General features: G+C 71.1%; 16 protein-coding genes. 7 read left to right on the top strand and 9 right to left on the bottom strand.

All coding sequences use genetic code 11. From position 1 onward, the window contains the following. Window positions 1-134 precede the first annotated feature (134 nt). From ACIO1C_RS29115 to miaA, 5 genes are all read right to left on the bottom strand, one after another. Window positions 135-1,652, bottom strand: a complete 1,518-nt coding sequence (locus ACIO1C_RS29115) for a M1 family metallopeptidase (protein WP_401868799.1) — start codon at window positions 1,650-1,652, stop codon at window positions 135-137. An 87-nt stretch (window positions 1,653-1,739) separates the two neighbouring features. Continuing rightward, window positions 1,740-3,815, bottom strand: coding sequence for a RelA/SpoT family protein (locus tag ACIO1C_RS29110; RefSeq protein WP_401868797.1), 2,076 nt, complete (start codon window positions 3,813-3,815; stop codon window positions 1,740-1,742). 172 nt (window positions 3,816-3,987) lie between these two features. Then, window positions 3,988-4,893 carry a diaminopimelate epimerase gene (dapF, locus tag ACIO1C_RS29105; protein WP_401868794.1) on the bottom strand — a complete coding sequence of 302 codons (906 nt, stop codon included), beginning with the start codon at window positions 4,891-4,893 and terminating at the stop codon, window positions 3,988-3,990. A 58-nt stretch (window positions 4,894-4,951) separates the two neighbouring features. Beyond that, the gene (locus ACIO1C_RS29100) at window positions 4,952-5,389 is read right to left on the bottom strand and encodes a hypothetical protein (protein ID WP_401869199.1); all 438 of its coding nucleotides are present in this window, start codon (window positions 5,387-5,389) and stop codon (window positions 4,952-4,954) included. Between the two features lie 107 nt (window positions 5,390-5,496). Further along, window positions 5,497-6,435 (bottom strand): tRNA (adenosine(37)-N6)-dimethylallyltransferase MiaA, encoded by a 939-nt coding sequence (miaA, locus tag ACIO1C_RS29095; RefSeq protein WP_401868792.1) that lies wholly within the window; start codon window positions 6,433-6,435, stop codon window positions 5,497-5,499. Between the two features lie 180 nt (window positions 6,436-6,615). Here miaA and ACIO1C_RS29090 point away from each other — a divergent pair, with 180 nt between their 5' ends. Continuing rightward, window positions 6,616-6,900, top strand: coding sequence for an antitoxin (locus ACIO1C_RS29090; protein ID WP_401868790.1), 285 nt, complete (start codon window positions 6,616-6,618; stop codon window positions 6,898-6,900). A 12-nt stretch (window positions 6,901-6,912) separates the two neighbouring features. Here ACIO1C_RS29090 and ACIO1C_RS29085 read toward each other — a convergent pair whose 3' ends face one another. Both ACIO1C_RS29085 and miaB read right to left on the bottom strand, forming a co-directional pair. Then, on the bottom strand, window positions 6,913-7,677 hold the full coding sequence (locus ACIO1C_RS29085; protein ID WP_401868787.1) for a class III extradiol dioxygenase subunit B-like domain-containing protein: 765 nt from the start codon (window positions 7,675-7,677) through the stop codon (window positions 6,913-6,915). Window positions 7,678-7,762: 85 nt separating this feature from the next. After that, entirely contained in the window at window positions 7,763-9,280 is a 1,518-nt protein-coding gene (miaB, locus tag ACIO1C_RS29080) for a tRNA (N6-isopentenyl adenosine(37)-C2)-methylthiotransferase MiaB (RefSeq protein ID WP_401868785.1), read from the bottom strand. 100 nt (window positions 9,281-9,380) lie between these two features. On the opposite strand from miaB, the gene ACIO1C_RS29075 reads away from it, so the two are divergent. Continuing rightward, on the top strand, window positions 9,381-10,271 hold the full coding sequence (locus ACIO1C_RS29075; protein WP_401868783.1) for a TIGR03620 family F420-dependent LLM class oxidoreductase: 891 nt from the start codon (window positions 9,381-9,383) through the stop codon (window positions 10,269-10,271). A gap of 145 nt (window positions 10,272-10,416) precedes the next feature. Continuing rightward, window positions 10,417-11,418: a TAXI family TRAP transporter solute-binding subunit gene (locus ACIO1C_RS29070; RefSeq protein ID WP_401868780.1), complete on the top strand. Its 1,002-nt coding sequence runs from the start codon at window positions 10,417-10,419 to the stop codon at window positions 11,416-11,418. Between the two features lie 89 nt (window positions 11,419-11,507). Here ACIO1C_RS29070 and ACIO1C_RS29065 read toward each other — a convergent pair whose 3' ends face one another. After that, window positions 11,508-12,902: an ATP-binding protein gene (locus tag ACIO1C_RS29065; RefSeq protein WP_401868778.1), complete on the bottom strand. Its 1,395-nt coding sequence runs from the start codon at window positions 12,900-12,902 to the stop codon at window positions 11,508-11,510. A gap of 6 nt (window positions 12,903-12,908) precedes the next feature. Beyond that, the gene (locus ACIO1C_RS29060; RefSeq protein ID WP_401868776.1) at window positions 12,909-13,628 is read right to left on the bottom strand and encodes a response regulator transcription factor; all 720 of its coding nucleotides are present in this window, start codon (window positions 13,626-13,628) and stop codon (window positions 12,909-12,911) included. Window positions 13,629-13,956: 328 nt separating this feature from the next. On the opposite strand from ACIO1C_RS29060, the gene ACIO1C_RS29055 reads away from it, so the two are divergent. From ACIO1C_RS29055 to ACIO1C_RS29040, 4 genes are all read left to right on the top strand, one after another. Further along, window positions 13,957-14,742 carry an amino acid ABC transporter ATP-binding protein gene (locus tag ACIO1C_RS29055; RefSeq protein WP_161309395.1) on the top strand — a complete coding sequence of 262 codons (786 nt, stop codon included), beginning with the start codon at window positions 13,957-13,959 and terminating at the stop codon, window positions 14,740-14,742. A gap of 143 nt (window positions 14,743-14,885) precedes the next feature. After that, a complete protein-coding gene (locus tag ACIO1C_RS29050) occupies window positions 14,886-15,713 on the top strand; it encodes a glutamate ABC transporter substrate-binding protein (protein ID WP_401868774.1) in 828 nt (275 codons plus the stop codon). Window positions 15,714-15,812: 99 nt separating this feature from the next. After that, window positions 15,813-16,487, top strand: coding sequence for an amino acid ABC transporter permease (locus tag ACIO1C_RS29045; protein WP_401868771.1), 675 nt, complete (start codon window positions 15,813-15,815; stop codon window positions 16,485-16,487). Continuing rightward, a complete protein-coding gene (locus tag ACIO1C_RS29040; RefSeq protein ID WP_401868768.1) occupies window positions 16,484-17,389 on the top strand; it encodes an amino acid ABC transporter permease in 906 nt (301 codons plus the stop codon). The genes ACIO1C_RS29045 and ACIO1C_RS29040 overlap by 4 nt, the downstream gene beginning before the upstream one ends. Window positions 17,390-17,544 lie beyond the last annotated feature (155 nt).

The raw sequence follows: 17,544 nt of genomic DNA, 5'->3' as shown, positions 1-17,544 counted from the left end.
TGAATACGGGAGAAGCCGCGGCTCCAGGCTCTGGCATTCCCCTCGATCGTCACAACGCGTGACGGTCCGGATTGATTCCCGGCCGCGCCATCCGCTGTCCGACCCGTTGATGGTGGCACGCTTCGGGCCGGTCGTCACTCCGGTTTCACGGGCTGTTCCCCCGCTGCCCCGGGGGCCGTGTCCCGCCCGCCGGGGCGGTTGGCGGGCGTCGTCTCGGTGCGCCAGTCCGGGTGACCAGGCATCGGCGGTGTCTTCTTCCCGTACAGCCAGACCCGGAAGAAGCCGCTCAGGTCACGCCCCGCGACCGCCGAGGCCAGCGCGGTGAAGTCGGCCGTGGTGGCCGTGGCGTCCCGGTGCTGCCGCACCCAGAGCCGTTCCAGCCGCTGGAAGGCGCTCGCGCCGATCTCCTGGCGCAGCGCGTAGAGCACCAGGGCGCTGCCGTCGTAGACGACCGGCCGGAAGAGGCTGATCTGGTGGCCCGGGGTGGGCGGCGCGGGAGCGGCGGGCGGCCCTCCCCCGGCGCGCCAGCCGTCGGACATCTCGTACGCGCTGCGCATCCGCTCCTCCAGCGGCTTCTTGCCGTACTCCTCGGCGTAGAGGGCCTCGTACCAGCTCGCGTGTCCTTCGTTGAGCCACAGGTCGGACCAGTTGCGGGGGGTGACGCTGTTGCCGAACCACTGGTGGGCCAGTTCGTGGACCATGATCGCGTCGACGTACGACTCGCCGTACTCGGACCGGGTGAACAGGGAGCGTTCAAAGAGGGAGAGCGTTTGTGTCTCCAGTTCGAAGCCCGTCTCGGCGGCGGCGATCAGCAGCCCGTACGTCTCGAAGGGGTACGGGCCGACCTGCTGCTCCATCCAGCGCAGCTGCGCGGGGGTCTTCTTGAGCCAGCGCTCCAGCTTCGCCGCGTCGGCGGCCGGCACGACGTCCCGTACGGGCAGTCCGCGCGGTCCCTCCCGGTGCAGGACTGCCGACTTCCCGATGGAGACCTGCGCCAGCTCGGTGGCCATGGGGTGGTGGGTGCGGTAGGTCCAGGTGGTGGTCGCGCCCGCGCGGTTCTTCTCCTCCGGCAGACCGTTGGCCACGGCCGTCAGGTTCTCGGGGACGGTGATACGGAAGGTGAAGTAGGCCTTGTCGGCGGGGTGGTCGTTGCCGGGGAAGACACGGTGCCCGGCGTCCGCCTGATTGGCCATCACCAGTCCGTCGGTGGTGCGCACCCAGCCGCCCGCCGTGCCCCGGGGGTCGCTGGTGTGGCTGACGGTGACCGACATGCGGGCCCCTGCTCCGAGGGGCCTGGCGGGGGTGACGACCAGGTCCTCCCCGGCCGTGGCGAAGGCGGCGGGCTCGCCGTTGACCCGCACCGAGCGGACCACACCGTGGGTGAAGTCGAGATTGATCCGCTCCAGTCGCCCCGTCGTCACGGCGTTGATCTTGGTGACGCTGTCCAGCGGTTTGGTGTTGTCACCGCCGTAGGCCAGATCGAGGTCGTAGGTGAGGACGTCGTACCCGGGGTTGCCCAGCGTCGGGAAGAGCGGATCGCCGATGCCGAGCGGCTCGGGCGGGGGCGGCGCCGCGGAGGGCGTCGCGGCGACGAGGGTGGCCGAGGCGGCGGCGAGCAGGGCGGCGCGCAGCCGGCGGGAGGTGAGCAGCATGGACCACCGCTACCAGCGCCGGGCCGCCCCACCCCGGCGACGCGCGCGGATCCCACCCGAACGGGTGCGGAGGCCGCCGGGCGGGGCTCAGGCCGTGGCCGGCTGCTGGGCGCGGCTCACGTCGTACACACCCGGCACGTCCCGCATCGCGCGCATGAGGCTCGGGAGGCCCGCCGCGTCGGGCAGTTGGAGCGTGTACGTGTGCCGGACGCGCTGCTCGCTGGGCGGTTCGACGGTGGCCGAGACGATCGCCGCGTCGGCCGTGGCGATCGCCTCCGTGAGGTCCGCGAGCAGCCCGGGGCGGCCGAAGGACTCGGCGTAGAGCGTGACCCTGCATTCGGCCGCGTCCCCCCAGCTCACCCCGACCGGGGCCCGGTCGAGCGCCTTCATCCGCGCGACGGCGGGGCACTCCTCGCGGTGGACGGTGACGGCGCCGCCGCGCACGGCGAAGCCGACGACCGCGTCGGGCGGTACGGGCGTACAACAGCCGGCGAGCCGTACGGTCGCGCCCGGCAGGTCCACGACGGCGTTGGACGCCCCGCGCCGGTCGGCGGTGAGGGCGGCGGGCGCCCTGGGCGTCGCGGCGGGCGCCTTGACGCTCTCCGGATGCGCGGCCAGCCAGCCGGTGATCGCGATCCTGGCGGCGGGGGTACGGGCGTGGTCGAGCCACTCCGGAGAGGGCCCGGAGGCCGCGTCGTGGGACAGGAGCAGCTGGACGGTGTCACCGTCCCGCAGGACCGTACTGAGCGTCGCCAGACGGCCGTTGACGCGCGCGCCGAGGCAGCTGTGCGCCGCCTCGCCGTACTGCGCGTACGCGGCGTCCACACAGCTCGCCCCGGCGGGCAGCCCGAGCATCCCCCCCTCGGCGCGGAAGACCGTGATCTCGCCGTCCTGGGCGAGGTCCGCGCGCAGGGTGGTCCAGAAGGTGTCCGGGTCGGGCGCCGCCTGCTGCCACTCCAGGAGCCGGGAGAGCCAGCCGGGCCTGGTCGGGTCCGCGCGCTCGCCGTCCTGCGGCTCCGCCACGTCCACGGAGGCGTACGGGTTGCCGAGGGCGACCACGCCCGCCTCGGCGACGCTGTGCATCTGGTGCGTACGGATGAGGACTTCGGCGACGGCGCCGTCCGGTCCCGCGACCGCCGTGTGGAGCGACTGGTACAGGTTGAACTTGGGCGCCGCGATGAAGTCCTTGAACTCGGAGATCACCGGCGTGAAGCACGTGTGCAGCTCGCCCAGCACGGCGTAGCAGTCGGCGTCCTCGCCGACCAGCACCAGCAGCCGGCCGAAGTCGGTGCCGCGCAACTCGCCGCGTTTGAGCCTGGACCGGTGCACGGACACGAAGTGCCGCGGCCTGACGAGGACTTCGGCGGTGATGTCCGCCTCACGCAGCACCTGCCTGACGTCCTCGCAGATGGCGGCGAGGGCGTCCCCTGCGGTGGCGTTGTCCGCGATCAGCGCGCGCGTGCGGGCGTATTCCTCCGGATGGAGGATCGCGAACACCAGATCCTCCAGCTCGGTCTTGAGCGCCTGGACGCCGAGCCGTTCGGCGAGCGGGATCAGGACGTCGCGGGTGACCTTGGCGATCCGGGCCTGCTTCTCCGGCCGCATCACGCCCAGCGTGCGCATGTTGTGCAGCCGGTCCGCGAGCTTGATCGACATGACCCTGACATCGTTGCCCGTCGCCACCAGCATCTTGCGGAACGTCTCCGGCTCCGCCGCCGCGCCGTAGTCGACCTTCTCCAGCTTGGTCACCCCGTCGACCAGGTAGCAGACCTCGTCGCCGAACTCCGCCCGCACCTGATCGAGCGTCACGTCCGTGTCCTCGACGGTGTCGTGGAGCAGGGAGGCGGTCAACGTCGTGGTCTCCGCGCCCAGTTCGGCGAGGATCAGCGTCACGGCCAGCGGATGGGTGATGTACGGCTCGCCGCTCTTGCGGAACTGCCCGCGGTGCGAGAACTCCGCCAGGACGTACGCCTTGTGCAGCACGGAGAGGTCGGCGTCGGGGTGGTGGGCCCGGTGCGCGTCGGCCACATGGCCGATGGCGTCCGACAACCGCCCTCTGGAGGCAGGCCCCAGCAGCGCGGCCCTGCCGATCCTGCGCAGGTCGATCCGGGGAAGGCCGCGTCTGCGGCCGTGGGCACCAGGGCTGGTGGCCTCTGCGCTCATGGGGCACCTCCGGCAGCTTCGACCGGCGGCGGAGGAGCAGGAGCGCCCTCCGGGCCGGTGCTTGATGCTACCGAGCCCACCACGTGGTCCGGACCAGCTCCCGCCCAGCGTGAAACTGATCACTCGTTCGAGCGAACATTCGGTGTCGATCCGTGCCCTCTCGACCGGCTTCTCAGCCGAACGCCGTTGCCTGCCAGGCGGGTTCGAGGTGACCTTCCGCCACGATGACGGCGGGACCGGTCATCTCGATGCCGCCGTCCGGGCGTTCCGTGACGACCAGTCGGCCACCGGGGAGGTCCACGGTGTACGTGACGGGCTCTCCGGTCACCGCGGGGTCCACGCCGTCCCTGCGGGCGGCGGCGACGGCCACGGCGCAGGCGCCCGTACCGCAGGAGCGGGTCTCCCCCGAGCCGCGTTCGTGGACGCGCATCGCGACGTGGTTCGGGCCGCGTCCGACGACGAACTCGACGTTCACCCCGTCGGGGTAGGCGCTCGCGGGGGTGACGGCGGGCGCGGCGAAGAGCGTGCCCGCGTGTGCCAGGTCCTCGACGAAGGTGACCGCGTGGGGGTTGCCCATGTTGACGTGACGGGCGGCGGTGGCGCGGCCGTCCACGGTGACCGTCACCTCGCCGCCGGGGAGCAGCGCGCGGCCCATGTCGACCGTGATGTCCCCGTCCTCGGCGCCGGCGCCCTTGGCGAGGTGCACCTTCTTCACGCCGCCCCGGGTGGCGACGGCGAGGTCGCCCGGCTCGACCAGCCCGGCGCGCCGCAGGTGGCGGGCGAAGACGCGGACGCCGTTGCCGCACATCTCCGCGACGGACCCGTCGGCGTTGCGGTAGTCCATGAACCACTCGGCCTCGCCGGCCATGTCCCGCGCCTCGGGGTGCGCCGCCGACCGGACGACGTGCAGCAGCCCGTCGCCGCCGATGCCGGCCCGCCGGTCGCAGAGCGCGGCCACGGCGTGGGCGGGCAGGTCGATGACGTTGTCCGGGTCGGGGATGATCACGAAGTCGTTCTCGGTCCCGTGACCCTTGAGGAAGGCGATCGGTGCGGCGGATGCCGTCGGCGGGTTGCTCACGGGATCCATCGTACGAGGTCAGGCACGCGAGGCCAGCCGTACGGGACCGGGTACCGGTTCAGCGGAGGCGTGCGACGCGCCACACGGCGAGGGCGACCACGGCCGCGCCCACGGTGACGTACAGGGCGATGACCCGCCAGTCGGGACGCTCCCCGGAGGACCGGGCGGGCAGCCCCGGCCACGCGTGGCCCACCTTGCGGGCGGCCATCATGCCCCAGCCGGCGGCGCAGCAGCTGATCAGCAGCCCCAGCATCGCGACGACCGCTCCGCCGTCGCCCGTGCCGAAGGCGAGCGGGAAGGCGAACATCAGGGACCCCACCGCGGCGAGCACCACGATCGGCGCGAGCTGCCAGATCCGCAGCCTGCGCTGCGGCCGCAGTTCGACCTCGACCTCCGGGGTGGTGGTCTCCTCGTCGGGCCCGTCGGGACTCAGGCGCGGCGCGTCTTCCTGGGTCTGCCGCGCCGCGGGGTCTCCGTCGCGAGGGCCGGCCTCCATCGCCACGCGCCCTCCCAACTCGGACTCCACTGGTCGATCGATGCTCGATGATGGCACGCTCGCGGGTACGGGAATGACGGCCTGAGCGTCCCGATGCCATCACGTGATCAGGCTGTGACCGCTCGTTCGACCAACGTCAATGCCCGGTGCGGGAGTTCCTCGCGGTGCTCCGTTCCGCCGCTCAGCCAGTGCACGCGCGAGTCGCGGCGGAACCACGAGTCCTGACGTCGCGCGAAGCGCTTCGTGGCCCGTACGGTCTCGGCCCGCGCCTCGTCGTCCGTGCACTCGTCCGCGAGCGCGGCGAGCAACTGCTGGTAGCCGAGAGCGCGGGAGGCCGTACGCCCCTCCCGTAGACCCCGCCCCTCCAGGGCGCGTACCTCGTCCGCCAGGCCCGCCTCCCACATGCGGTCCACCCGGCGGGTGATCCGCTCGTCGAGTTCGGGGCGGGCGACGTCGACGCCGATCTGGAGGGTGTCGTACACCGCGTCGTGCCCGGGCAGGTTGGCGGTGAACGGCTTGCCGGTGATCTCGATCACCTCCAGCGCCCTGACGATGCGACGGCCGTTGCTGGGCAGGATCGCGCGGCCCGCCGGCGGGTCGGCGGCGGCCAGCCGGGCGTGCAGCGCCCCGGAGCCGCGGAGGGTCAGTTCGTCCTCCAGCCGCGCGCGCACCCCGGGATCGGTGCCGGGGAAGTTCAGGGCGTCGATGGCACCCCGTACGTACAGCCCCGAGCCTCCGACCAGCACCGGTGTACGGCCGGCGGCGAGGAGCCGGTCGATCTCCACCCGGGCGAGCCGCTGGTACTCGGCGACGCTGGCGGCCTCGGTGACGTCCCAGATGTCCAGGAGGTGGTGCGGGACCCCGGCGCGCTCCTCCGTCGTCAGTTTGGCTGTCCCGATGTCCATCCCCCGGTAGAGCTGCATGGAGTCGGCGTTGACGACCTCACCGTCGAGTTGCCGGGCGAGATGAACGCCCAGATCGGACTTGCCGGCCGCGGTGGGACCGACGACGGCGATGACCCGTGGTGCGCGAGCTGCGGTTCTCACCTGCCCAGTCTCGCAAACTCCGGGCCCCCGCCCGTACGAGTTGTGTGACGGAACGATTCCGGAGTGCGTTCACGGCGCCTCCGCGGCGCGGGGTCCGGTGCCCGCGAGTACGCTGGAAGGCGGATATGGGGGTTTGGACGCCATATGTCCCCTCATATGTCTTTCGAGGGAAGGTGGGCCATGGGCCTCATGGATTCGTTCAAGGCCAGACTGTCTCCTGCCAAGGACAAGGTCTCCGACCTCGCCCAGCAGCACGGGGGCAAGATCGGTGACGGGTTGGACAAGGCGGCCCGTACGGTCGACCAGCGGACCAAGGGCAAGTACAGCGACAAGATCGACTCGGGTACGGGCAAGGCCAAGAGCGCGTTGGACCGTCTCGCCCACAAGGACGACGGCGGTACGACGCCCGGCGGCACCACACCCGGCGGGACACCGCCCGGTGGCACCCCGCCGCCTCCCGCCTGACGTGTCCGGCGGTCAGGACCAGACCGCGACCGGATAGCCCACGCCGTACGGCGCGCTGTCGTGGAGCAGCGCGCCGTTGAGGTGTGCCCCTTCGGCGGCGCCCGCGAGGATCTGCCAGGGTGCCCTCCCGGCGGCCTGGAGTTCGTACGCCAGCTCCGCGTCCAGTGCCTTGAGAGCGGCCACGTCGGCGGCCCCCAGCGCGCGCGCCACCCCTTCGTCGAAGGCTTCCGCGCGCTCGTCGAGATATCCGGGCGCCTTGAGCGTCCGGCACGCGCTGGCGTCGCCCATCACCAGCAGAGCCGTCCTCCCCGGCTCCCCGGCGATCTCCTTCCCGACCTGAATACACCGCTCGGTGGCGAGAGGTTCCCCCACGCCGAGTCCGGTCACCGGTGCGGCCGTCCAGCGCGCCTGCTCCAGCAGCCAGGCGGCGACCGCGAGGGAGGCGGGCAGCGCGCGGGCCGGCGGCACTCCGGGACCCACCGCCCCGTCCGGTCCCGGCGCGGCGCTCTCGCCTCCCTGCGCGACGCTCTCGCCGAGCCTGACCCGTACGTCCACCCCGAAGCCGAGGAAGGACCCGGTGGCGCCCCCCGGATACGGTCCGCGGGCGGCCTCCCCGGCGGGTCCGACGACGATCAGCCGGTCGGGCCGCGCGGCGGCCAGCACGCCGAGGGCGTCGGCACACGCGGCGCGCGTGCCGTCCAGTTCGGCTCCGGCCCCCGCGGCGACGGCGGGCACGAGCAGCGGCGGACAGGGGCAGACGGCGGCGGCGACCAGCATGTCCGCACCCTAACGCGGGCACGGACGACGCCTCACGGGCCACCGGGTCCGGGACGCGGAGTCCCCGGGCCCGGCCGCCCGGCGGTCACTCGACGGAGCAGCCGCCCGACATCGCGGGCAGCGGCGCCGGCACGCCGATCGTGGGCAGTCCCAGCAGGACCCCGGCGGGCTTCGGCGCCTCCGCGGCGTTCCGCCGCTCCCAGGCGTCTCCGGCGCGGGTACGCCGTACCGCGTCCGTGGGCCCCTCGGCCAGCAGGTGGTGCGGCGCCGCGTAGGTGATCGCGACGGTCACCACGTCGCCGGGGCGCACCTCCTCGTCCGGCTTGGTGAAGTGGACCAGCCGGTTGTCGGGCGCGCGGCCGGAGAGGCGGTGCGTGGCGCCGTCCTTGCGTCCCTCGCCCTCGGCGACCATCACCTCCAGCGTGCGGCCGACCTGCTTCTTGTTCTCCTCCCAGGAGATCTCCTCCTGGAGGGCGGACAGCCGCATGTACCGGTCCTGGACGACCGCCTTGGGCACCTGGCCGTCCATCTCGGCGGCGGGGGTGCCGGGGCGCTTGGAGTACTGGAAGGTGAAGGCCTGGGTGAAGCGGGCCGCGCGGACCGCGTCCATCGTCTGCTCGAAGTCCTCCTCGGTCTCGCCGGGGAAGCCCACGATGATGTCCGTGGAGATGGCCGCGTGCGGGAGGGCGGCGCGCACCTTGTCGATGATGCCGAGGTAGCGGTCCTGCCGGTACGAGCGGCGCATCGCCTTGAGCACCCGGTCGGAGCCCGACTGCATCGGCATGTGGAGCTGCGGCATCACGTTCGGCGTCTCGGCCATCGCCGCGATCACGTCGTCCGTGAAGTCGCGCGGGTGGGGCGAGGTGAAGCGGACCCGCTCCAGGCCCTCGATCGCGCCGCAGGCCCGCAGCAGCTTGGAGAACGCCTCGCGGTCGCCCATGTCGGAGCCGTACGCGTTGACGTTCTGGCCCAGCAGCGTGATCTCGGAGACGCCCTCGCCGACCAGTGCCTCGATCTCGGCCAGGATGTCGCCGGGCCTGCGGTCCTTCTCCTTGCCGCGCAGCGCGGGCACGATGCAGAAGGTGCAGGTGTTGTTGCAGCCGACCGAGATGGAGACCCACGCGGCGTACGCGGACTCGCGGCGGGTCGGCAGGGTGGAGGGGAACGCCTCCAGCGACTCGGCGATCTCGACCTGGGCCTCCTCCTGGACGCGCGCGCGCTCCAGGAGGACCGGCAGCTTGCCGATGTTGTGCGTACCGAACACGACGTCGACCCAGGGCGCGCGCTTCACGATCGTGTCGCGGTCCTTCTGCGCCAGGCAGCCGCCGACGGCGATCTGCATCCCGGGCCGCCTGGTCTTCATCGGGGCGAGCCGGCCGAGGTTGCCGTAGAGCTTGTTGTCGGCGTTCTCGCGCACCGCGCAGGTGTTGAAGACGACGACATCGGCGTCGCCGTCGGCGTCCCGGGGCGCCCGGACGTACCCGGCGTCCTCCAGGAGCCCCGACAATCGTTCGGAGTCGTGGACGTTCATCTGACACCCGTAGGTGCGGATCTCGTAGGTTCGGTCAACGCCCACTGACAGTCTCCGGTCGCCGCTGCTCATCGGACCAGGGTAGGCGGTGGCGGGGACCCGTCTCGAACCCCGCTCCCTCTTCCGTAGTGTGCTCACTGCGAAGTCCGCACTTCACCCGGGAGGGATTGCCATGCCGAAGAGCCACAGGCTGGGCACCGTAGGCGTTTGGAGTTCGGCGTGGACCCACGCGCTGAGCGGCGGCGGATCGCTGTACACGAGCGCGTTCGACGACGCCGCGGCGGAGCTCGACGCGCTGGGCTACGGCACCATCTGGCTGGGCAGCAGCCCCGCCGTCCCGTATGCGGCGCCGCTCCTCGAAGCGGCCCCCCGGATCACCGTGGCCACCGGCATTCTCAGCATCTGGCAGCACGACGCCGCCGAGGTCGCGGGTCAGCGGGCCGCGCTCGAACAGCGCCACCCGGGACGCTTCGTCCTCGGGCTCGGCGTCAGCCACGACAGCATGACGGAGGGGTACGCCCGCCCGTACTCGGCGATGCGGGAGTACCTGACCGCACTGGACTCCGCCGCCGAGCCGGTGCCCGCCGAGGGGCGCGTCCTGGCGGCGCTCGGGCCCAGGATGCTGACCCTGTCCCGGGACCGGGCGGCGGGGGCGCACCCGTACCTGGTGACCGTCGAGCACACCGCCGAGGCGCGGGGGATCCTCGGCGAGGACGCGCTGCTCGCGCCCGAGCTGAAGGTGGTCCTCGACCCCGATCTCGACGCCGCGCGTGCGCGGGCGCGGGCCTACCTGAGCTTCTATCTCCGGCTGCCGAACTACACGAACAACCTGCTGCGCCTGGGCTTCACGGAGGACGACTTCCGCGACGGCGGGAGCGACCACCTGCTGGGCGCGGTGTTCGCGCTGGGGGACGCAGACGCCATCGCGGCGAGGGTCGCGGCGTACCTCGCGGCGGGAGCCGACCACCTCGCGATCCAGGTGGTGACCGACAACCCGCAGCACGACCTGCCGCTGCACGCGTGGCGCCGGCTGGCCCCGGCGATCGTCCCCTCGGACCACTGAGCACGGCCCCCTCGGCGTGAACGGCCGGGCCCCGGCGTTGAGTGGCGTGGGGCACCGGCGTGAAGTGGCGTGCAGCACCGGTGTGGAGTGGCGTGGAGTGGACAAAACCTGGTCAGCAGAGGGAGCGAACTGGCAGGATCGCGGCATGGTCACCCCATCACCGGGCATCAGGCGCAACCGGGCCTTCCAGGGCGCCGCCGCGGCGCTGGTGGCGCTCGGCCTGCTGACGTGGTGGCTGCTCCCGATCGGGGACGCGGCGCCCAGTGGCGCGGTGACCTTCAGCACCGGGGTCAGGACCGGGGTGTACCACCAGTACGGGGAGCTGCTCCAGGAAGACCTCGCCAAGGATCTGCCGGACGTGTCCGTCACGCTCAAGCCCAGCCAGGGCTCTCCGCAGAACCTGTCCTGGGTGGCGAGGGGCAAGGCCGATTTCACGATAGCGACGGCCGACGCCGTCTCGAACTACATCACGGAGAAGAAGCCCGGGTGGGAGCGGCTGCGCGGCTGCGCCCGGCTCTACGACGACTACGTACAGCTGGTGGTCGCCAAGGACTCCAAGATCCAGTCGGTCGCGGACCTGCGCGGTGCGCGGGTGGGGGTGGGACAACCGGAGTCAGGGGTACGCCTCGTGGCGGAACGGGTGCTGAAGGCCGCGAACCTGGATCCCGCGACGGGCGTCAGGGAGGTCTTCGCCGGGATCGACAAGATGCCGGGCAAGCTCGAACAGGGCGAGCTGGACGCCTTCTTCTGGTCCGGCGGTCTGCCCACCACGGCGGTGGAGAGGCTGTCGGAACGCTTCGCTGTCCGGCTGGTGCCGCTGGACGCCCCGGTGGTCGAGCAGTTGCACGCCGCGGGTTCGCCCGGCACGCGCTACTACCGCTCGGCGGCGATGCCCGCCGACGCCTATCCCGAGGCCAGGAGCGCCCAGGCCGTACCGACGATAGCGGTGGCGAACCTGCTGGTGACCACGGACCGGATGGACTCCGCGCTGACCGAGGGCTTCACCCGCACGGTGATCGACAGCCGGGACGGGATCGGCAAGGAGGTGCACTCCGCGCAGCTGGTGGACCTGCGTACGGCGATCTACACGGACCCCCTGGACCTGCACGAGGGCGCCATGCACTACTACGAGTCGGTCAAGCCCTGAGGCGTACCCGCGCACACCTCGCACGCCCTGCGCTCCTCGCACGCCTCGCACTCCCGCACGCCTCGCACTTCCGGCACTCCCGCACGCCGTCAGTCCCGGTCGGACGACCTCGGCACGCGCAGCGTCACCCGCAGCCCGCGCGGCTCGCCGTGCGCGTACGTGATCGAACCGCCGCCCACCGTCAGCAGGGCCCGGGAGATCGACAGTCCCAGCCCCGAGCCCTTGACGTTCTGATGGCGGTTGCTGCGCCAGAACCGATCGCCGATCCGGGTGATCTCGTCGTCCGTGAGCCCCGGCCCGCCGTCGTTGATGACCAGCGTGGACATCGGCCCCTCACGCCCCGCCGTCACCGTCACCCCGCCACCCGCCGGGGTGAACTTCACGGCGTTGTCGATCACGGCGTCCAGCGCGCTGGAGAGCGCGATGGGATCGGCCCAGGCCGTGACGGCGCCCCCCTCCCGGGTCAGCGTGACGCCCTTCTCCTCGGCCACCGGCCGCCACGCCGCGACCCGCTCGGCCGCCAGCTCCCCGATGTCCGTGAGCCGCAGCTGCGCGGAGGTGTGCTCGGCCAGCGCCAGGTCCAGCAGGTCGTCGAGCACGTGGGCCAGGCGCTTGCCCTCGGTGCGTACGGAGGCGATCTCCTCGTTCCCGTCGGGCAGTTCGAGGGCCAGCAGCTCGATCCGGAGCAGCAGGGCGGCGAGCGGATTGCGCAGCTGGTGCGAGGCGTCGGCCACGAAGGCGCGCTGCTGCTCCAGCACGTCCTCGACGTTGTCGGCCATCTCGTTGAAGGAGATCGCGAGGCGCCGCAGCTCCGGGGGCCCGCCGGCGGCGGCGACCCGTGAGTTCATCCGGCCCGTCGCGATGTCGTGGGTCACCGCGTCCAGCACCCGTACGGGCAGCAGCACCCAGCCCGTGAGCCGGATCGCCGCCCCGACCGCGACCAGCATCGCGGCCGCCTCGCCGGCGGCGATGATGAGCCAGCTCTGAAGGATGCGCGACCGCATCCGGCCCGTGGGCGAATCGGTCACCACGACCGCGACGACGTCTCCGTCCCGTACGACGGGCGAGTCGACGATCAGCCGGCCGCGCTGCCACGGCCAGACCTGCTCGGGGTCGTCGCTGCGGCGTCCCCGCAGCGCCTCCTCGAAGGCCTGGCGGCCCTCACCGGATGTCGGGATCGAGAACGTCCTCGGCGCGCGAGCCATCACTCCGTAGCCGTCGCGCAGGAAGACCCCCACATCGATCCCGTAGACGTCGTAGTAGCGCGCCAGCTCCTCCTTCAGCATGTCGAGCCGCTCGTCGGCGCCGTCGCGGCTCTCCACGGCGAACTGCGCGAGCGCGGCGACGCGCGCCGCGTCGTCGATGCGGTCGACCACCACACGCTGCTGCTGCGCGGCGGCGAGAAGGACGGCCAGCGGGAAGCCGAGGGCGAGGAGCACACCGGCCATGAGCACGATGAGCAGCGGCAGGAGTCGGCTGCGCACGGGGCGTTACGGACCCTCGTGCGCGGCCGGGACGACCAGGCGGTAGCCGACACCCCGGACCGTCTCGATCACCGCGGGCATGCCGAGCTTGGCGCGCAGCGAGGCCACATGGACCTCCAGCGTCCGGCCGGTGCCCTCCCAGCTGGTGCGCCAGACCTCGCTGATGATCTGCTCCCGGCCGAAGACCACACCGGGCCGCTGCGCGAGCAGGGCCAGCAGGTCGAACTCCTTGCGGGTCAGCTGGACGGCCCCGCCGTCGACGCTCACCCGGCGGGTGAGCAGCTCCAGGGTGAGCCGCCCGAGCCGCTGGCCGGCCCCGGCGCCCTCCGCGGCCGCCGGCTCCTCGGCGCCCGCCTTCCGGCGGCTCACGGCGTGGATACGGGCGAGCAGTTCACCGGTGTCGTACGGCTTGACGACGTAGTCGTCGGCGCCGAGGTTGAGGCCGTGGATCCGGGAGCGCACGTCGGCCCGCGCGGTCACCATGATCACCGGCGTTGTGGTGATCTTCCGTATCTTGCCGCAGACCTGGTAGCCGTCCTGGTCCGGCAGCCCGAGATCGAGCAGCACCACGGCAAACGGCTCCTTGCCCGCGTTGGCCGCCGGCAGGAGGGCCTGGAGCGCCTCCTCCCCGCTGCGGGCGTGCACCACCACGAACCCATGTTTGGCGAGCACCGCCGACAGCGCGGCGGCGACATGGTCGTCGTCCTCGACGAGCAGCAGCCTCATGGCCCCCCTCCACCCTCCTGAGCACGGTCCTGGACCCGCTTCCACGTACCGGGTCGCTCCGGTGTTCCGGCCGTACCCGGTCACGGTACGGACGGGTCGTCCACGCTCATGGTGTCGTCTCGGTCAAGACCGGGCCATGACAGCCAGGTTTCCGTTACCCACCCGTTCTCCTCCTGTTCCCGGCTGTTCCCCGCCCACCGCCCCCCTTCGTCCGGAGTGTCCGGTTGAGGCCGGATCGTGATCCTCAAGTTCAGCTCAGATCTGCTGACGCTGATAGCGGTGCGTGACTAGGGTCCTCCCCAACCGAGTGGGACGGAGCAAAAAGCCGATGAGCGGAGTGTCAGTGACCAAGGGCCCCGAGGACGCTGTTGCGGCGTCGGACGACCTGGTCGTACTGAGCAACGTCAACAAGCACTTCGGCGCGTTGCATGTGCTCCAGGACATCGACCTGACCATCGCCCGGGGCGAGGTCGTGGTTGTCATCGGGCCCTCCGGGTCCGGTAAGTCCACACTGTGCCGCACCATCAACCGCCTGGAGACGATCGATTCGGGCGCGATCTCGATCGACGGCAAGCCGCTGCCGCAGGAGGGCAGGGAACTCGCCCGGCTCCGCGCCGACGTCGGCATGGTCTTCCAGTCGTTCAACCTCTTCGCGCACAAGACCGTGCTGGAGAACGTCACCCTGGGCCAGGTCAAGGTCCGCAAGACGGACAAGAAGGCCGCGGACGAGAAGGCCCGCGCGCTCCTGGACCGGGTGGGTGTGGGGACGCAGGCCGACAAGTACCCGGCGCAGCTCTCGGGCGGACAGCAGCAACGTGTGGCCATCGCGAGGGCGTTGGCGATGGGCCCCAAGGTCATGCTGTTCGACGAACCGACCTCCGCGCTCGACCCCGAGATGATCAACGAGGTCCTCGAGGTCATGCAGCAGCTGGCCCGCGACGGGATGACGATGGTCGTCGTCACCCACGAGATGGGCTTCGCGCGCTCGGCGGCGAACCGGGTCGTCTTCATGGCGGACGGCCGGATCGTCGAAGAGGCGTCGCCCGAAGCGTTCTTCAGCAATCCCCGCAGTGACCGTGCCAAGGACTTCCTGTCGAAGATCCTGCACCACTGACCGATCGTCACCGATCATCCCGCGCACCGACCGGTCGTCACGGATCGCCCTTCGCACCGGCGGTCGTCACGGGTCGCCCTTACGGGTCGCCCTTCGTTTCGTCAGAACCGTCCGTCAACGTCTCACTTGAGGGAAGTCCACGCATGAAGCTTCACAAGGCAGGCGCGTCCGCCGCCGCCGCTCTCGTCCTCGCCCTGACCGCCACCGCGTGCGGCGGCGACAGCGGTGACGAGAAGGACAGCGAGAGCGGCGGCAAGATCGCCATCGGTATCAAGTTCGACCAGCCGGGCCTCGGCCTGAAGACGCCGGACGGCACCTTCACCGGCTTCGACGTCGATGTCGCCACGTACGTCGCCAAGGAACTCGGCTACGACGCCAAGGACATCGAGTGGAAGCAGGCGCCCAGCGCCGAGCGCGAGAACCTGATCGCCAACGGTGACGTCAAGTTCGTCGCCGCGAGCTACTCGATCAACGACGAGCGCAAGCAGAAGGTCGACTTCGCGGGACCGTACTTCCTCGCCCACCAGGACCTCCTGGTCCGCGCGGACGACTCCTCCATCACCAAGCCCGAGGACCTGAACTCCAAGAAGCTCTGTTCGGTCACGGGCTCCACCTCGGCGCAGAACGTCAAGGAGAAGCTCGCCCCCAAGGCCGGCCTCCTGGAGCAGGGCGGCTACTCCGAGTGCCTGACGGGCCTGGAGAACAAGACCGTTGACGCCCTGACGACCGACGACTCCATTCTCGCCGGTTACGCCGCGCAGAAGGAGCACGAGGGCAAGTTCAAGCTCGTGGGCCTCAAGCTCAGCGACGAGAACTACGGCATCGGCCTCAAGAAGGGCGACACCGAACTCCTCGGCAAGATCAACGACGCCCTCAAGAAGATGGAGTCGGACGGTTCCTGGCAGAAGGCCGTGACGGCCAACTTCGGTCCGGCCGGCTACAAGAACGAGCCCGCCCCCGCGATCGGCTGACGCGGCCCGATCACCGACCAGCAGAGACAGCGGTGACGCGCCGCCGGGACGACCGGCGGCGCGTACCGGAAAGCCAACCTGGGGAGAGCGCGGGGCATCGTGTTCGACTTTCTTGATTCCGGGCGGTACGACCTGCTCGGCGCGTTCTGGGTGACCGTGCAGCTCGCCCTTCTTTCCGCGGTCGGTTCCCTGATATGGGGAACGCTGCTGGCCGGGATGCGCGTCAGTCCCGTGCCACTGATGCGTGCCTTCGGCACCGCCTACGTCAACCTCGTGCGCAACACCCCGTTGACGGTGATCATCGTCGGCTGTTCGCTGGGTCTCTACCAGACGCTCGCGATCACGCTCGGCGGCCAGGATTTCAAGTCCATCGGTTTCCGGCTGGCCGTCCTCGGCTTGGTCGCCTACACCGGTACTTTCGTGTGTGAGGCCCTGCGCTCCGGCATCAACACGGTGCCGGTCGGACAGGCCGAGGCGGCCCGCGCGCTGGGCCTGGGTTTCTTCCAGGTCCTGACGCTGATCGTGCTCCCCCAGGCGTTCCGTTCCGTCGTCGCGCCTCTCGCGAACGTACTGATCGCCCTGACCAAGAACACCACGGTGGCCGCCGCGATCAGCGTCGCGGAAGCCGCCGCGCTGATGAAGACGATGATCGAGAACGAGGCCGACGCGCTCTTCGCCGTATTCGCGGTGTTCGCCTTCGGATTTGTTGTTCTCACCCTTCCGATGGGCCTGATCCTCGGCTGGGTCAGCAAGCGAGTGGCGGTGAAACGATGAGTGCCACCAACGTCCTCTACGACGTCCCGGGACCCGGCGCCAAGCGGCGCAACATCATCTACACGATCGTGTTCCTCGTCCTCTTCGGACTGGCGGCCTGGTGGGTCCTTTCCACCATGGCCGACAAGAACCAGCTGGCGTCCGAGAAATGGAGTCCGTTCGTCACGGATTCCCGGGTCTGGACGACCTATCTGCTGCCCGGCCTCGGGGTGACCCTCCAGGCGGCGGCGCTGTCCGTCGTGATAGCCCTGCCGCTCGGCGCGCTGCTCGGTATCGGCCGGCTCTCCGACCACCGCTGGGTCCGGGTGCCGGTCGGTGTGGTCGTCGAGTTCTTCCGCTCGATCCCCGTCCTGATCATGATGGTCTTCGCGAGTCAGCTGTACGTGCAGTTCACCGACATCCCCTCGGACAGCAGGCCGTTGTACGCGGTGGTGACGGGCCTGGTGCTGTACAACGCCTCCGTCATCGCGGAGATCGTCCGGGCCGGCATCCTCTCGCTCCCGTACGGGCAGACCGACGCCTCGAAGGCGATAGGGATGCGCAAGGGCCAGACCATGACGTACGTCCTGCTGCCGCAGGCGGTCACGGCGATGCTGCCCGCCCTGGTCAGCCAGTTGGTCGTGATCGTCAAGGACACCGCGCTCGGCGGCGCGCTGCTCGGCCTCCAGGAACTGCTCTCGCAGAACCGCACCATCACCGCGAACTACGGCGCCAACACCATCGCCGCGTTCACCGTCATCGCCCTGCTCTACATCGTGCTCAACTTCGTACTCACGACGTTCGCGGGCTGGCTGGAGAAGCGGCTCCGCAGGGCGAAGAAGAGCACGGGCGCGGTCCTGGGCGCGGGCGACGCGGATCTGGCCAACGGTCCGGGCCAGGCGAAGACGGCCACCGGCGCCTGAGGCCGGCTGCGTCCGAGCCCGGCAGCGTCCTGGTCCAGCAGCGTCCCGGCCGGGGCGGCGGCGCCCGCACCGGGCGCGCGCCGCCCCGGTCGTCGCTTGACGGGGGCACCCCCAGTAGGTTGCATACGTTCTGTGATCGCGTACCGGGCTCCAAC

The sequence above is a fragment of the Streptomyces sp. NPDC087420 genome (genome assembly GCF_044744165.1).
Lineage (GTDB): Bacteria > Actinomycetota > Actinomycetes > Streptomycetales > Streptomycetaceae > Streptomyces.
The sequence above is the reverse complement of the archived record's forward strand: the minus strand, read 5'-3'. Positions and strand labels throughout refer to the sequence as shown.

Excerpts from the sequence above, each read along its gene's own strand:
- ACIO1C_RS29115 (WP_401868799.1), bottom strand. The coding sequence starts at position 1,652 with ATGCTGCTCACCTCCCGCCGGCTGCGCGCCGCCCTGCTCGCCGCCGCC.
- ACIO1C_RS29110 (WP_401868797.1), bottom strand. The coding sequence starts at position 3,815 with ATGAGCGCAGAGGCCACCAGCCCTGGTGCCCACGGCCGCAGACGCGGC.
- ACIO1C_RS29100 (WP_401869199.1), bottom strand. The coding sequence starts at position 5,389 with ATGGAGGCCGGCCCTCGCGACGGAGACCCCGCGGCGCGGCAGACCCAG.
- ACIO1C_RS29090 (WP_401868790.1), top strand. The coding sequence starts at position 6,616 with ATGGGCCTCATGGATTCGTTCAAGGCCAGACTGTCTCCTGCCAAGGAC.
- ACIO1C_RS29085 (WP_401868787.1), bottom strand. The coding sequence starts at position 7,677 with ATGCTGGTCGCCGCCGCCGTCTGCCCCTGTCCGCCGCTGCTCGTGCCC.
- miaB (WP_401868785.1), bottom strand. The coding sequence starts at position 9,280 with ATGAGCAGCGGCGACCGGAGACTGTCAGTGGGCGTTGACCGAACCTAC.
- ACIO1C_RS29075 (WP_401868783.1), top strand. The coding sequence starts at position 9,381 with ATGCCGAAGAGCCACAGGCTGGGCACCGTAGGCGTTTGGAGTTCGGCG.
- ACIO1C_RS29070 (WP_401868780.1), top strand. The coding sequence starts at position 10,417 with ATGGTCACCCCATCACCGGGCATCAGGCGCAACCGGGCCTTCCAGGGC.
- ACIO1C_RS29060 (WP_401868776.1), bottom strand. The coding sequence starts at position 13,628 with ATGAGGCTGCTGCTCGTCGAGGACGACGACCATGTCGCCGCCGCGCTG.
- ACIO1C_RS29055 (WP_161309395.1), top strand. The coding sequence starts at position 13,957 with ATGAGCGGAGTGTCAGTGACCAAGGGCCCCGAGGACGCTGTTGCGGCG.
- ACIO1C_RS29050 (WP_401868774.1), top strand. The coding sequence starts at position 14,886 with ATGAAGCTTCACAAGGCAGGCGCGTCCGCCGCCGCCGCTCTCGTCCTC.
- ACIO1C_RS29040 (WP_401868768.1), top strand. The coding sequence starts at position 16,484 with ATGAGTGCCACCAACGTCCTCTACGACGTCCCGGGACCCGGCGCCAAG.